Raw genomic sequence first — 13,325 nt, 5'->3', positions numbered from 1 at the left:
CCCATGACGAGTTCGCGGACGCTATTGGTGTAACATCGTTCTGTTAACAGAACGGTGGTGAATGATGGCCGCGGGCGAGACGCTGGGGACGAGGCTGCGGCGGTTGCGCGCCGAGCGCGACTGTTCCCTCTCTGAGCTGTCGCGGCGCAGCGGCGTCGGCAAGGGCACGATCTCGGAGCTGGAGAACGATCGGCGCGGCGCGCGGCTCGACACGCTCTTCGCGCTGACGACCGCGCTTGGCGCGCCGCTCGGCGCGCTGATGCCCGACGGCGCCGCCGCCGCGGGGGCGCAGGTCGAGGGCGACTCGGTCACGGCCACGCTGCTTGGCAGGTGGCCGATGGAGCGGTACCTGGTCGAGGTGTACCGCGCCGCGCTCACCGAGCGGAGGCAGGAGTCGGCCGCGCACGCGCCTGGCGTGCTCGAGACCGTGACCGTGGTCCGCGGCCGGGTCCGCGCCGGCTGCGCCGGCGCGGAGCGGGAACTGGCCGAGGGTGAGAGCCTGCGCTACCGCGGCGACGTGCCGCACCAGTTCGCCGCTCTCGGCGCCCCCGCCGACGTGGTCCTGCTCATGCACTACCCAAGTCAGGCAACCAGTGAAGGGACGATGACCGATGACCGATGACCGGCAGTTGCCGGCCCGCAGCCAGATCGTGCGGCAGCACCTCAGCGACGCCGGAGTGACGGCCCAGGTGCGCGTGCTCCCTGACTCGGCTCGCACCGCCGCCGAGGCTGCGGCGGCGCTCGGCTGCGAGGTCGGCGCCATCGCGAGCAGCCTGGTGTTTCTCGCGGACGGCGAACCGCTGCTCGTCATGACGAGCGGCAGGCACCGGGTGGACACCGGCGTGCTCGCCAAGGAGGCAGGCGCCGATGAGGTGTCGATGGCCAGCGCCAAGCAGGTGCGGGACATCACCGGGCAGGCCATCGGCGGCGTCGCGCCGGTCGGGCACCCGGCGCGCGTGCGCACCGTGATCGACGAGGCGCTGCGCGACTACGCGACCCTCTGGGCGGCGGCGGGAACTCCGCACACGGTGATGCCGCTGACCCTCGATGACCTGGTCACGCTGACCGGCGGCTCGATCATCCGCGTTGCCGCCGACTAGCGAGCGGCACGATATCGCGTTCCGGTCCGATAGAGAGAGAGTGCTGGGTTCTTCCCCACGCTCGCATTCGGACTCCTTCTTCTTCGCTGCCACGGCGGGGCCTAACCAGACCGGCTCCCCGACGTGGGAGCCTTGACGTGCGCCGGTCTTTCCGCAGCGAGACCACAAGAAGGATGTCCAGCATGACCAGCGCAACGTTTTCTCGTATCGCCACGCCCACGGGCCAGGTACCCGCGGACGCTCCCCGCTGGCACGGCTGGCACCTCGGCCGACGGTCAGGGAATTATGCCGTCTTCGCGATCTCGGCGATCTTCCGGCGCAGGACTGTGCGCTCCCGTTCGTTGCCGCACAGTGCGGCGGCGCGTTCCAGTTCGGCCTGCGCCTCGTTACCCCGGTCGAGGCGGGCGAGCAGTTCTCCGCGAACGCTCGGCAGCAGGTGCGATCCGGAAAGCGCGCCGTCGGCGACCAACTGGTCCACGATGAGCAACCCCTCCGCCGGTCCGCGGGCCATTGCGACCGCCACCGCGCGGTTGAGTTCGACCACCGGTGACGGGGCGAGCATGCCGAGCGCCTCGTACAGGATCACGACGCGCTGCCAGTCGGTCGCACCGACCGACGGGGCGACGGCATGGCATTCCGCGATCGCCGCCTGCAGGCCGTACGCGCCAAGGCCGTGGCCTGTCTGCTGCGCGCGGGCGAGCGCGGCCCGTCCACGGCGGATCGCGGCGTGATCCCAGCGAGCCCGGTCCTGCTGCTCAAGCAGGACCGGCTCGCCGTCCGTGCCGGTGCGGGCCGGAAATCGGGCCGCGGTCAGCTCGAGCAGCGCGAGCAGGCCGTGCACCTCGGACTCGTCCGGCATGAGTCGCGCGAGAACGCGGGCGAGACGCTGCGCCTCCGCCGCGAGGTCGAAGCGGATCAGGTCCCCGCCGAAGCTAGCCGACGACCCCTCGGTGAAGATCAGGTAGATCACGCTGAGCACCGAGCCCAGCCGTTGCGCCCGCTCGGCCGCGGGCGGCACGCCGAACGGGACACGGGCCGCCGCCAGGGCCTTCTTCGCCCGGGTGATCCGAGCCTGCACGGTCGCGGCGGGGACGAGAAACGCCCTGGCGATCTCGTCGCTCGTCAGGCCGCCGATGACCCGCAGCGTGAGCGCCACCCGGGCCTCCCTCGACAGCAGCGGGTGGCAGGAGATGAACACCAGCGCAAGCACGTCATCGTCGATCTGATCCGGATCCCACAGCACGTCCGCGCTATCGCCAACGCTGGCATCGCCGCCGGGCGGCCTCCCCGCGGTGATGCCGCCCTCGCCCAGGTCACGGGCGAGGGCGGCGTACCTTTCGTCGAGCGCGGAGCGACGCCGGAACGCGTCGATCGCGCGTCGGCGGCCGACGGTGAGCAGCCACCCGGCGGGATTGCCTGGCACGCCATCGCGTGGCCAGGTCACGAGTGCCTCGGCGAACGCCTCCTGGGCGAGATCCTCGGCAAGGGCGAAGTCTCCGGTGTACCGGGCGAGCGCACCGACGATCCGCGCAGACTCGATCCGCCACACCGCGGCGACCGATTCCCGTCCGCCGTGGTCGGCCATCGTCAGCTGCCTCGCTGGCTCACAGCTGGCCGGTAGCCTCGCGCCACGGCCGCTCCTTCTTGATCCACTCGTTGTCTTGCGGGAACTCGTCGATCGTGGAGACCCGGCGGATTTCCGTCTTGAATCCGGGGCCCGTGATCGGCTGCCTCTTCGCCCACTCGACGGCCTCCTCCCTCGACGCGACGTTGAGGACGTAGAACCCGCCGAACAGCTCCTTGGTCTCGCCGTAGGGACCGTCGGTGACTACGGGCGGCTCGGATGCGAAGTCGACGACCACGCCGTCGGCGGCGTCGGCTAGCCCCTCCGCCGCTAGGAGCACGCCCGCATTGATGAGCTCCTCGTTGAACTTGCCGACGGTCGCGATCATCTCGTTGAAGTCGACTTCCCCCATGGACGCGTAGGCCTCATCGGTTGCCCGCATGATCAGCATGTACTTCATGTCGCATCTTCCCTCGGCTATCTGGGACCCGCCTTGAGTCCCGCTCACCCCTAGGTCGAACGGGACATCCCGCAGATCGACACTCTGCCAGAAACCTTGCGAGGGGATCAGTGGGGACGGGCGCTGCACCCTGGCCGCGGAGTGCGGCCAGGGGTCATGACTAGCTCACTTTGACCTCGATTTGGCGGCGTACCAGCAATGGCGTCAGGACGCCAGGTCCCACTGCTGGCAGGTGTTGTCGAGCTGTGCCCACTGGCGGACGACGGTGCCGTTCGCCGTCTCGCAGTCGAGCGCGTCGAGCACGGCCGTTGCCGACATTGCTGATCGTGTAGTGACTGCCGATCGCGCTGACGTCCCATTCCTGGCAGGCGTTGCCGAGGGACGCCCACAGGTCGGTCAGCGTGCCGTCGAAGATTCCGCAGTTCACCGAGTCAAGGACGGTGCCGCTGCTGACATTGGTGATGATGATGATGTAGTGCCCGTTGCCCGCGCTGGTGCGTGTCAAGACCCCACGGGGTGGCACAATAAGGCCCGGCCCCGGCCGACCGGAATCAGTCCGGTCGGCCGGGGCCGGGGTTAGCGCACCTCACCAGCCGGTGACGGCGGACTGGAAGGCGCGCCGTCTCAGCGCAGCACGCGGGACGCTGGCTCTCGCCCTGCCTCCGGCGTCTTCTCTGGCGTCCGGTCAGCGTGCCCTGGCCACCAGGCGCGCTGCCCGATCAGCGCGGTGAGGCTCGGCGAGAAGAACATCGCCATCACGAACGCGGCGAGCGCGATACCGCACGACACCGCGAACCCGAGCTGGGACAGGATCGTGTTGCCCGCGAGCATCAGCGATGCGAACGTGCCGGCCAGGATCAGCCCGGCAGCGCCGATCGCCGGGCCGGTGTGCCGCAGCGCCATCGCCGCGGCCTGCCGGGGATCGCGGCCCTCTCTCGCCTCCTCGCGCAGCCGCGCGATCATCAGGATGTTGTAGTCGGTGCCGATCGCCACGACAAACAGGTACATGTAGACCGGAAGCAGGAACACCAGGCCCGGCTGGTTCCGGAATACCTGGAACACCAGCACGCTGGCGCCGAGCGTGGCGGCGAAGCCGAGGCCGACCGAGGCCAGCAGGTACCACGGCGCGACCACGCTGCGCAGCAGCAGCATCAAGATCAGCAAGATGATGACCGCCGCGACGGGGAACACTACCGCGTAGTCGTGGTTGATCGCGCGCTGGATGTCGGCGAACACGGCGGTCGTGCCGCCGACAAGCGCGTACGTGCCGTGCGGCGCGGCCGCATGCGCGCCTGGCATGACCGAGCTCTTCATCACGCCGACCGCCTGCGTGGACGCCGGGTCATAGCTCAGCGTCACCGGGTAGTCGGCGGTCCGGTGGTCCGCGCTGAGCACCGGAGCCCCGACCGAGCCGACGCCGTGCAGCGCTTTGAGTGCGGTGCCGTAGCCCGAGAGCTCGGACGCCGACAGCGGACCCGATGACGAGTGCAGCAGCACGTCGGTCGGGTCGGTCGCGCCGGGCGGCAGGCCCTTCTCCAGGGTGACAAGTGCCCGCTGCGACTCGGCGCTTGCCGGGATGCCCGCCGAGGACAGGTCGAACGTCGGCTTGAATCCGAACGCGCCGATCGCCAGCGCCACGAGCACCAGACCGGAAACGGCTGCGAACAGGGCGGGCCGGCGGCCGAGCGCGTTGCCGATGGCACCGAAGCGTGCCGCGCGCGGCTCCCGCTGCCAGGACTTGGACGGCCAGAACACCTTCGTGCCGAGCAGCGACACCACCGCGGGAACCAGCGTCAGGCCCGCGATCAGCGTGACGCCGACGGCGATCGCCAGCGCCGGGCCCATCGAGCGCAGCACGCTCACGGTGGACAGCACCAGCGCGAGGAATGCGACGATGACCACGCCAGCCGCCGAGGAGATCACCTCGCCGACCCGGGTGACCGCGCTGACCATGGCCTGATTGCGGTCCTCGCCGCGGCGCAGCCGCTCCCGGTAGCGGAACATCAGGAACAGGATGTAGTCGGTCCCGATGCCGAACAGCACGACGATGAGGATCGTGGAGATCGAACTGTCCGTGTTGAGGTGCAGCGCCTTGCTGACGGTGGCGATCAGGCCGTTCGCGACCTGGGAGACAAGGGCGATGACGATCAGCGGCAGCAGCGCGATGATGGGGCTGCGGAAGATGATCAGCAGCAGGATCAGGATCAGCGCGAGCGTCGCGAGCAGCACGATCTGATCGGCCCGGTTGCCCGATTGCTCGCTGTCGAGGCTCTGGGCCGCCTGTCCTGTCACCCCCTCTTCCAGGTGCGTCCCGGGAATCATCGTCTTGAGATCGGACCGCAGCGTCTTGACCGCGTTGTCCGACGCGGCTCCCGAGCCGTTGACCACGGAGTTGGGCATCGCGACCATCGCGCTGCGCACTAGGTGGTTCGCCGACTCAGGCCCGGCCGTAATGCTGACGATGCCGGGGATGTGCCTGGCGTCGAGCGACTTGGTAATCGACGTGACCTTCGCGGAGTCGGCGGCGGTCAGCTTCCCGCCGTCCGCGCGTGAGAACACGATGATGGCCGCCGCGCTCGTCTGCCGGGCGGCCGGTTCTCCCGCGACCTAGTGCGCTCGCGGCGATCGACCGCAGCTCCTCGATGCGCTCGACGGTGCGGGCCGCGGTCTGCAGCAGCGAAAGCAGCCCGAGTGCGCCGGAGACCTGCACGCTCACCTGAACCGCGAGCGTGATCACGAGCACCAGGTCGCCGATCGAGGCATGCCGGTTCAAGGCGCTGGCCAGCTCGAGCACGATGGCGCCGCCGTAGCCGAGCGCGAAGAGGCCCTGGCCGATCGCGCGGAAGACGGCGGCCTTCAACTGGCTGCGCCACATCACCGCGGTCACCTCGTCCCAGGTGCTCCGCTGCCTGTCGAGCAGCACGCCTTCGCCGCCGAGCAGGCGCAACTCCTTCACGGAGCCGATGCTTGTCGCCAGCTCGATGAGGTGCTTGTTGAGCCGGAGCCGTTCCGCGGTCTGCTCCCGCGCCGATTCCACGGCGCTTTGCGCCACGCGTTCAAGCAGCACGGGCACGACCGCGCACAGCGGAAGGAGGGCGAAGAACGGGTTGAGGTCAATGAGGATCCCCGCGGAGAGCGGTCTGCAGTATCAGCCCGGCGAGCTGCAGCACGGCCTCAAGCGCACGCGTCGAGCCGAACAGGCCGTCGCGGACCAGGCCGGTGTTGTCCGCGAAGTCCGCCCGGTCCAGGTGGTCGATGCCCGGCGGGCCGTTCACCAGGGACATGGGCTCGCCGCGGAGCCGGTTCTGCTGCAGCTCCGCGACCTCGAAGTAGTCGAGGTGCGCGAAGTGACTGAGCATCAGCTGTGCGACAAGCAGCAGCGCGGCGAGCAGCGCGTAAACCAGCGCTGCGCCCGCCTGCCGCCCGAGCAGGCTGTCGGTGAGGCTGCGCAGTGCCAGCGCGGCGAGCGGCGCCGCGATGTAGCCGGCGAACATCAGCACCACGGCCCGCAGCAGCCGGCCGCGGTCCACCGCAAGACCCAGTGAGAACAGGTACCGTGCGGCCCTGACGATCCTCATGACCGCGCCTCCATCCGTTCCTCGTCGGCGCCGTCTTCCTGTTCCGCCTCGTCACCGTCGGAGAACCGTCTCGCCTGCAGCTCGAACAGCTCGGCATAGCGGCCGCCGAGCGCCAGCAGCTCCTCATGGCTGCCCTGCTCGATGATTCGGCCGTGCTCGAGCCCACGATCCGTTGCGCACGGCGCACGGTGGAGACCTGTCGCGCCACATCGGCCGCAGGTAGGCGTCGGATTCCTGCTCGGCACGCGCGCGCCACCGGGGCAGCGTGCCGAGCACGCGGATTTCCTTGGCGGCGGCGAGCTCGCTGCCGGTGTCGAAGACGTAGAACATCTTGCGTCTCGCCGACGACACCCGCTCGATGACCACCGACCAGCGAGACAGCGACCCCCTGTTGCCGAACCGGGCCACCAGCGCCGCCGCGGCGATCAGGAACGCGGCCAGCGGACCGAGCACGATCCCGACGATCACCACCGCGCCGAGCAACTGCGCATAGCGCGCGATCAGCGTGATCAGCGTGATCAGGCCGGCGGCGGCCGCACCGGGCGTGACGAAGTACTCGACAAGGCCCCTGCGAGCATCGCTCAGCTTGTCGAGCATCGCCGACTGTTCCAGCTGGGCAACCGGCGCCTCGGCCAGGGTGCACAGCATCAGCCGCCTAGTGCAGTAGCCGTCGACGCGCCTGCTGATCAGTTCGGTGAACGCGGCCTGGAACGGTGACAGGGCGCTCTGCAGCAGGAGCATGACGATGGCCAGGATCATCGCGGCGAGCACGGCCCCCATGCGCCGTGCGCCAAACGGCCGAGCGCCGGTACCCGCTCGATGGCCACGCTGGTGGCCACCACGAACCCGAGCGGCAGCAATCCGATGACGAGGTTCCGCAGCGCGGCGACCGGGACGGCCCGTCCCGCCTGCGCAACGATGCGGATGATCGACCACCAGCTGCTCCAGCGCGTCTGGCTCCAGCCGCGCACCCGCACCATATTGAACATAAATCATATAAATCACAAAACCGGTTAAGGTGACAATCCGTTTTCCGCGGCCGCCCCGGTTTCCGTTATCCGCCGCCCGGGGGCGCGTCTCCGGTACGGGAGCGCACACACAACAGGCAAGGAGCCAGCATGAGGCCTCGTTCATCCGCGCACGCCGGGCGTTTCCCTGCCCGCTGGCTCGCGGGCGCCATCGCTGTCGCGGCGGTCGCGGTGTCCGGAGTGGCGGGAGCCGCCGGGTCGTCGTCGGCGGCGTCGCTAGCGAACGCGGCGGTCTCCGGCGCTCCGCCGTCCTCGTTCTGGGGAAATACCGGCAAGATCCCGGCGGCCAAGAAGGTTCTCGAGGTCGAGATCCTCAACAGGACCGGCGGTCGATACCCGGACAGCAAGGTGTTCTGGAGCTTCGACGGCACGGAGAAGTCGATCGCACAGCAGCCCTACATCGACATGCCCGCGAACTCGGCCGGCCGCCTGTACCTCTATCTCGGGTCGAAGAACAGCAAGTACTTCGACTTCATCGAGTTCACCGTGGGGTCTGGCTCCATCAACGTCGACACCACGCGGGTGGACCGGTGGGGCCTGCCGCTCGCTCTCCTGGTGCACAGCCACAGTGGCGCCGCCAAGGAGGTCGGCGACGCGTACACCGTGTTCACCGAAGGCCGTGCGAAGACCCTCGCCCGCTTCAAGGCCTTCGTGCCGAGGCAGTTCAAAGAGCTCGCCACCATCAACGCGCCGTATGGCATCCCGTCGCCAGGCAACGATCCCTCGTTCCGGCCTGGCGGAAAGTACGCCGGCTACTTCACCGCGTACGCGGCGGCGCACGGCGCCAAGGGTGACACCACCGCCGAGGTGTTCGGCTGCGGTGGCACGCTCTCCGCGAACCCGCCGCTGTGCGCGGCACTCAACAGGCACGTCGCGAAGCTCTCGCAGGCCGGGCAGCAGAATCCCGCGAACTTCTACAAGACGGGCCCGGCCAACTACTACGCGGACTTCTGGCACAAGAACGCGATTGGCGGCAAGCAGTACGGCTTCCCCTATGACGACGACGCCAGCCAGTCCTCGGACATCTCGGTCGCCCATCCCAAGTACATGGTCGTCGCCGTCGGCTGGTAGGCGCGGCGGCGCGTGCTATCGCCGTTCCTCCGGCGGGCCGAGGCCAGGGAGGGTGTCCGGGCCGGCCGAGTACGTGGTGGCCGGCTCGGTGGCATAGCGCGCCATCACGCCCGCGATCTGGCCCGCGGTCGGCTCCGCCCCGGACGCGACCATCTCCCGCAGGTCCCGGAAGTACTGCACGTACAGATCGGGGGTGAACGTGTTGAGCAGGACCACGGGCTCGTCGCTCTCGTTAGCGAAGGTGTGCGGCGCCCCCGGCGGAATCATCACCAGCGTGCCGGCCGGCGCCTCGTACGTTTCCTCGCCGACGGTGAAGCGAGCGGTGCCCGCCACGACATAGAAGCCCTCGTCGTGGCGCCCGTGCCGGTGCTGTGGCGGGCCGGCTACGTGTGGCGCGATGGTGATCTCGGCGATGCCGAGCCGGTGCGCGGTGGTGCTGCCGTCCTCGAGAATGCGCAGCCGAGTCGGGCCCTGGAGTGCTATTTCGCCGCCGTCCGGCCCGACGATCGAGACCGGGGTCATGACCGGGGTCCGCCCTGCCGCGGCTGCCAGGTCACCGCGGTGAACTCACCCACGGCGGCAAGCAGTTCCGCTGGCGTCTCGAGTTGCGGCAGGTGACCGGCGTCGCTGATCATCCGCAACTGCGCGCCAGGGATGCCGTCCGCATAGGCCTTGCCGTGCTCGACGGGGATCATCCTGTCGGCCGCGCCCCACACGACAAGGACCGGCACCGAGATCGCGGGCAGCCGGTCTCGCAGTCCAGGATCGGCCATCCCGGTTCCCGCATAGTCGAGCAGCGCGGCGCGGTTGGCCGTCATGGTGGCCGCCCGCTCCGGTGGCATCGCGGCCGGATCGATGCGGAACGCGTCCGGGTTGAAGTAACTCAGCTCCGCGACCTTATCCAGCGTCAGCGAGAAGAAGTCGGGAACCGGCGCGCCGTCGACCCGCAAGCCGGCCGCGTCGACCAGGACGACCGAGCTGACCGGGCTGCCGGGCATCCCGCTTGCTGTCAGCGCCAGTTCGGCGGCGATCCAGCCGCCTATCGAATTGCCGATGACGCAGACGCCGGTCAGGCCAAGCTCGCGCAGCAGCGATGCGTAGACGGCCGCGAGCCCGGCCATTGTCGTCAGCCCGGCCGGCCGCGGCGTGCCGTCAAAGCCAGGGTGCACCGGGACGATGACACGGTAATCCGCCGCGCTGAGCAGCGCGGCGAACCCGGCAACCGAGAAGGGCCCGGCACCGCCGTGCAGCAGCAGGACAGGGCGTCCGCTGCCGCTGTCGGTGTAGGTCACCGGTACCGGCCCGGTGCCGGGGACGACGAGGTGCGCAGTGCTCATGACAAGGCTCCATTCGACGCTTATGAGAGCTAACTCTCACGAATGAACCTAGGCCAACTTCGCTCTTTATGCAAGTCCACTCTCATAAAGAGAGTCGACTTGATTTGATATGGCCAACCCGGCACAGTGGAGGCATGACAGCGGATGCCCCGGCCGGGCGGGTGAACCAGAAGCAGCGCACCAGGGCCGCCATCGTCGCCGCGGCACGGGACCTCATCACCGGCAACACCGAAGTCACCATGCCCGCGGTGGCCCGCGCGGCACTGGTTTCCGAGGCGACGGCGTACCGCTATTTCCCCGACCTGGTCTCGCTGCTGCGAGAGGCCGTCGATGGGACCTGGCCGAGCCCGGCGGAGGCACTCGCGCCCGTCGAGAACAGCACCGACCCCGTGCGGCGGATCGCGGTGGGCACTGAGCGGCTGCTGCGCCATGTCCAGGCCTACCAGGGCGCCGTCCGGGCGATGATCGCCGCCACGGTGGTGCGACCCGGGTCGGCGGCCCTCAGGCCCGGCCACCGCCTGGGCATCATCGATCACGCGCTCGCTCCCCTGGAGAGCACCCTGGGCCGGCAGGACCCGGAGGCGTTCCGTCAGCTGAAGCGGGAACTAGGCATTGTGGTCAGCGCCGAGGCGCTGTTCACCCTGACCGACCTCTACGAACTCTCACCGGACGAGGCGATCGCCAGCGCCGTGGGCGCCGCCAGGACGATCACGGCCGCCGCCGTCCGCATGAGCCGCTAGACCCTCTGCAGCGCGCGTCCCGCACCGCATCGCATCGCCGGCTGTGCACAGGAGAGGGTGGCGCCCGCCGAGGTAGCGGTGTGCTCCAGTTGCCAGGTTGCGGTGTGCGGCGCGAGATCATCGGCGACGACGGAGGCGAACCCACTGAGCATCGAGCCCGCCGACAACGCGGTCACCGCCGTACCGCACGCAGGAGTCCAGGCCGGTGCGGACAGGCTCAAGGTTGCCTTGACTGGCTTGCCGTTCCCGAGGCTAACGAGGCTCGTCGGCTTATCGCCGTGGCGAGCTTGTCGAGCTCGTTGCCGCGATGGGCGCGGTGCTGCTGTGTCCAGGTTTCGTCGTGCAGCGGATCGAGGGTCATCACCACGTTCGTGCGGTCGCCGACCGGTTCGATGTCGATGGTCGTGAGGTGCTCATACGGCTCGTGGCCGGGCACGAAGTCGATCAGTGACCGGTAGGCGAGGCGGGTCGACGGTCTGACGTCGGTGAACGTCTTACGGACCACCACCGAGAGCGGGTTGCCGGTATCGCGCATGAATGCGACCTGTTCCGGCCCTGTCGCGGTCATGGTGTACCGCAGCTGACCGCCAGGCCTGAGCTCGAGCTCGCTCACCCGGGTTTCGAAGCCGTCGGGGGCAAACCACTCATCGAGGCCGGCGGCGGTGGTGAGCAGCTCCCAGATAAGCTCGACCGGGGCGTCGTAGGTGCGTTCGAACCGCGCGGCGTTCCGGTCTGGCAGGGATTCGTCGGTCATTGGTCCTCCTCGAATGCGCCGCCTCCGTTCGGCGGTTCTGCAGCAGTGACGAAGGGCAACGCGCCGGACGGACACCACCGACGCGGATAATTTCCTCGGTGCCTGGCGTCCGTCCCCGGCGACGCCGTTCGTCTGATACTCGAAGACGGCATCGTCTCCCGGCTGGAGGACTCATGCAGTACGCGTTGCTTGCCTATGTGCCGCCCGAGGACACGGACCGGGCAGCCCGCCCGATCCCCGCTCCCCTGTCCGCGCTGCTCGACCATGCGGCCGTCACCGGCTGGGCCCGTCTGTACGCCGATGAGTCGGCCACGACGCTACGCAACCACGAGGGACGGACGCTGCTGACCGACGGTCCGTTCATCGACAGCAAGGAGTACCTCGGCGGCCTCATCCTGATCGAGGCCGACAACCTCGACGGAGCGCTCGCCATTGCCGGCGAACTGCTCCAGCAGACCAGGCCAGGCACAATCATCGAGGTGCGGCCCATTATCGAGGGACGCTTCGGTGGCGCTTGACGCCGTCTTCCGCGACCAGTGGGGCCGGGTGCTGGCAACGCTGGTCGGCAGCCTCGGTGACATCGAACTGGCGGAAGACGCCGCCGCCGAGGCGTTCGCGATCGCCGCCGAACGCTGGCCGCGCGACGGTGAGCCGTCCAATCCCACCGGGTGGCTGATCACGACCGCGCGCAACCGCGCCATCGACCAGCTTCGCCGCAAGCGGGTGCTAGCGGCTAAGGCAAGGCTGCTCGCCCGCGACCTCGATGTCGCACCGCAGGAAGCGGAGACCCTCATGGATGACACCGCCACCATCCCGGACGAGCGACTGGAGCTGATCTTCACCTGCTGTCACCCCGCGCTGGCCCCCGAGGCGCAGGTCGCGCTCACCCTGCGCACACTCGGCGGCTTGGCCACCGATGAGATCGCGCTGGCGTTCCTCGTCCCGTTCGAGACGATGAGCAAGCGACTGGCCAGGGCCAAGCACAAGATCCGCGACGCGAAGATTCCGTTCGCCGTACCGCCCGATGATCAGCTGCCCGACCGGCTGGCGGCCGTACTCGCCGTGGTTTACCTGATCTTCAACGAGGGCTGGGGCGGTGGCCGCGTCGACCTCGCCGCCGAGGCGATCCGGCTCGGCCGCGCGCTTGCCGGGCTAATGCCTGACGAACCGGAAGCCCTCGGACTGCTTGCGCTGATGCTGCTGCATGACGCACGGAAAGCGGCCCGCCTGCGCGATGGGCAGTTCGTCCGCCTCGACGACCAAGACCGCGACCTCTGGGACACGCAACTGATCGACGAGGGCCGCGCGCTGTTGCGGCGGGCCATGGCGGGGAAGCGCACTGGACCGTACCTGGTCCAGGCGGCCATCGCGGACCTGCACCTGCAGCAGCCGCGCGACTGGGCTCAGATCGCCGCCCTGTACGAAACGCTCGCCAGGCAGACGGGGTCGCCGGTCGTCGAAATGAACCGTGCCATCGCCGTGGCAGAGACCGACGGGCCAGAAGCGGGCCTGGCCATCCTCGACCACCTCGGTCTCGACCACTACCGGTACTTCCACTCCACCCGTGCCGACCTGCTGCGCCGGGCCGGCCGGCCCGGCGAGGCGGACGCCGCGTACCGCCGCGCGCTCGACCTGGCGCAGACCGAGCCAGAACGGCGTTTCCTGCAAGACCGGCTGGCCGAGACGTAGGCCC

General features: G+C 69.2%; 18 protein-coding genes. 6 read left to right on the top strand and 12 right to left on the bottom strand.

Translation table 11 applies throughout. The features are described from left to right. Positions 1–61: 61 nt before the first annotated feature. Positions 62–622, top strand: a complete 561-nt coding sequence (locus EAS64_RS30555) for a helix-turn-helix domain-containing protein (RefSeq protein ID WP_145858662.1) — start codon at positions 62–64, stop codon at positions 620–622. After that, positions 612–1,100 (top strand): YbaK/EbsC family protein, encoded by a 489-nt coding sequence (locus EAS64_RS30550; RefSeq protein ID WP_145858660.1) that lies wholly within the window; start codon positions 612–614, stop codon positions 1,098–1,100. Before EAS64_RS30555 ends, EAS64_RS30550 begins: the two co-directional genes overlap by 11 nt. Positions 1,101–1,383: 283 nt before the next feature. On the opposite strand, the gene EAS64_RS30545 is transcribed toward EAS64_RS30550, so the two are convergent. From EAS64_RS30545 to EAS64_RS30515, 8 genes are all read right to left on the bottom strand, one after another. Further along, positions 1,384–2,685, bottom strand: a complete 1,302-nt coding sequence (locus EAS64_RS30545; RefSeq protein ID WP_145858658.1) for an RNA polymerase sigma factor — start codon at positions 2,683–2,685, stop codon at positions 1,384–1,386. 19 nt (positions 2,686–2,704) lie between these two features. Continuing rightward, a complete protein-coding gene (locus EAS64_RS30540) occupies positions 2,705–3,124 on the bottom strand; it encodes a YciI family protein (protein ID WP_145858656.1) in 420 nt (139 codons plus the stop codon). A gap of 160 nt (positions 3,125–3,284) precedes the next feature. Beyond that, a complete protein-coding gene (locus EAS64_RS30535; RefSeq protein ID WP_222849724.1) occupies positions 3,285–3,629 on the bottom strand; it encodes an RICIN domain-containing protein in 345 nt (114 codons plus the stop codon). A gap of 119 nt (positions 3,630–3,748) precedes the next feature. Then, positions 3,749–5,656, bottom strand: a complete 1,908-nt coding sequence (locus EAS64_RS30530) for an MMPL family transporter (RefSeq protein WP_246115950.1) — start codon at positions 5,654–5,656, stop codon at positions 3,749–3,751. Beyond that, positions 5,562–6,191, bottom strand: coding sequence for an ABC transporter ATP-binding protein (locus EAS64_RS46240; protein ID WP_246115924.1), 630 nt, complete (start codon positions 6,189–6,191; stop codon positions 5,562–5,564). The genes EAS64_RS30530 and EAS64_RS46240 overlap by 95 nt, the downstream gene beginning before the upstream one ends. A gap of 46 nt (positions 6,192–6,237) precedes the next feature. Then, positions 6,238–6,702, bottom strand: a complete 465-nt coding sequence (locus EAS64_RS30525; protein WP_098043157.1) for a hypothetical protein — start codon at positions 6,700–6,702, stop codon at positions 6,238–6,240. A 123-nt stretch (positions 6,703–6,825) separates the two neighbouring features. Next, complete coding sequence (locus tag EAS64_RS30520) at positions 6,826–7,482, bottom strand: hypothetical protein (protein ID WP_145858653.1); 657 nt, start codon at positions 7,480–7,482, stop codon at positions 6,826–6,828. Next, on the bottom strand, positions 7,458–7,691 hold the full coding sequence (locus EAS64_RS30515) for a hypothetical protein (RefSeq protein WP_145858651.1): 234 nt from the start codon (positions 7,689–7,691) through the stop codon (positions 7,458–7,460). The genes EAS64_RS30520 and EAS64_RS30515 overlap by 25 nt, the downstream gene beginning before the upstream one ends. Positions 7,692–7,820: 129 nt before the next feature. Between EAS64_RS30515 and EAS64_RS30510 the strand changes: the two genes are divergently transcribed. Further along, entirely contained in the window at positions 7,821–8,801 is a 981-nt protein-coding gene (locus tag EAS64_RS30510) for a glycoside hydrolase family 64 protein (protein ID WP_145858650.1), read from the top strand. A 15-nt stretch (positions 8,802–8,816) separates the two neighbouring features. Here EAS64_RS30510 and EAS64_RS30505 read toward each other — a convergent pair whose 3' ends face one another. Further along, a complete protein-coding gene (locus EAS64_RS30505) occupies positions 8,817–9,323 on the bottom strand; it encodes a cupin domain-containing protein (protein WP_145858648.1) in 507 nt (168 codons plus the stop codon). Continuing rightward, positions 9,320–10,138 carry an alpha/beta fold hydrolase gene (locus EAS64_RS30500; protein WP_145858646.1) on the bottom strand — a complete coding sequence of 273 codons (819 nt, stop codon included), beginning with the start codon at positions 10,136–10,138 and terminating at the stop codon, positions 9,320–9,322. Before EAS64_RS30500 ends, EAS64_RS30505 begins: the two co-directional genes overlap by 4 nt. A gap of 134 nt (positions 10,139–10,272) precedes the next feature. Here EAS64_RS30500 and EAS64_RS30495 point away from each other — a divergent pair, with 134 nt between their 5' ends. Beyond that, positions 10,273–10,878 carry a TetR/AcrR family transcriptional regulator gene (locus EAS64_RS30495; protein WP_145858645.1) on the top strand — a complete coding sequence of 202 codons (606 nt, stop codon included), beginning with the start codon at positions 10,273–10,275 and terminating at the stop codon, positions 10,876–10,878. On the opposite strand, the gene EAS64_RS30490 is transcribed toward EAS64_RS30495, so the two are convergent. Beyond that, positions 10,875–11,054, bottom strand: a complete 180-nt coding sequence (locus EAS64_RS30490) for a hypothetical protein (RefSeq protein WP_145858643.1) — start codon at positions 11,052–11,054, stop codon at positions 10,875–10,877. The genes EAS64_RS30495 and EAS64_RS30490 overlap by 4 nt on opposite strands. Positions 11,055–11,095: 41 nt before the next feature. Beyond that, a complete protein-coding gene (locus EAS64_RS30485; protein WP_145858641.1) occupies positions 11,096–11,632 on the bottom strand; it encodes an SRPBCC family protein in 537 nt (178 codons plus the stop codon). Between the two features lie 173 nt (positions 11,633–11,805). Between EAS64_RS30485 and EAS64_RS30480 the strand changes: the two genes are divergently transcribed. Next, positions 11,806–12,150: a YciI family protein gene (locus EAS64_RS30480; protein WP_145858640.1), complete on the top strand. Its 345-nt coding sequence runs from the start codon at positions 11,806–11,808 to the stop codon at positions 12,148–12,150. Continuing rightward, on the top strand, positions 12,140–13,321 hold the full coding sequence (locus EAS64_RS30475) for an RNA polymerase sigma factor (protein WP_145858638.1): 1,182 nt from the start codon (positions 12,140–12,142) through the stop codon (positions 13,319–13,321). The genes EAS64_RS30480 and EAS64_RS30475 overlap by 11 nt, the downstream gene beginning before the upstream one ends. The last annotated feature ends 4 nt before the right edge of the window (positions 13,322–13,325 follow it).

The organism is Trebonia kvetii (genome assembly GCF_007827045.1).
GTDB lineage: Bacteria > Actinomycetota > Actinomycetes > Streptosporangiales > Streptosporangiaceae > Trebonia > Trebonia kvetii.
This window is presented reverse-complemented; position numbering and strand designations above follow the sequence as displayed.

Bases quoted from the DNA above. Each gene is read 5' to 3' on its own strand.
- EAS64_RS30505 (WP_145858648.1), bottom strand. From the start codon at position 9,323: ATGACCCCGGTCTCGATCGTCGGGCCGGACGGCGGCGAAATAGCACTC.
- EAS64_RS30545 (WP_145858658.1), bottom strand. From the start codon at position 2,685: ATGGCCGACCACGGCGGACGGGAATCGGTCGCCGCGGTGTGGCGGATC.
- EAS64_RS30500 (WP_145858646.1), bottom strand. From the start codon at position 10,138: ATGAGCACTGCGCACCTCGTCGTCCCCGGCACCGGGCCGGTACCGGTG.
- EAS64_RS30520 (WP_145858653.1), bottom strand. From the start codon at position 7,482: ATGGGGGCCGTGCTCGCCGCGATGATCCTGGCCATCGTCATGCTCCTG.
- EAS64_RS30485 (WP_145858641.1), bottom strand. From the start codon at position 11,632: ATGACCGACGAATCCCTGCCAGACCGGAACGCCGCGCGGTTCGAACGC.
- EAS64_RS30480 (WP_145858640.1), top strand. From the start codon at position 11,806: ATGCAGTACGCGTTGCTTGCCTATGTGCCGCCCGAGGACACGGACCGG.
- EAS64_RS30550 (WP_145858660.1), top strand. From the start codon at position 612: ATGACCGATGACCGGCAGTTGCCGGCCCGCAGCCAGATCGTGCGGCAG.
- EAS64_RS30525 (WP_098043157.1), bottom strand. From the start codon at position 6,702: ATGAGGATCGTCAGGGCCGCACGGTACCTGTTCTCACTGGGTCTTGCG.
- EAS64_RS30495 (WP_145858645.1), top strand. From the start codon at position 10,273: ATGACAGCGGATGCCCCGGCCGGGCGGGTGAACCAGAAGCAGCGCACC.
- EAS64_RS30515 (WP_145858651.1), bottom strand. From the start codon at position 7,691: ATGTTCAATATGGTGCGGGTGCGCGGCTGGAGCCAGACGCGCTGGAGC.
- EAS64_RS30510 (WP_145858650.1), top strand. From the start codon at position 7,821: ATGAGGCCTCGTTCATCCGCGCACGCCGGGCGTTTCCCTGCCCGCTGG.
- EAS64_RS30555 (WP_145858662.1), top strand. From the start codon at position 62: ATGATGGCCGCGGGCGAGACGCTGGGGACGAGGCTGCGGCGGTTGCGC.
- EAS64_RS30540 (WP_145858656.1), bottom strand. From the start codon at position 3,124: ATGAAGTACATGCTGATCATGCGGGCAACCGATGAGGCCTACGCGTCC.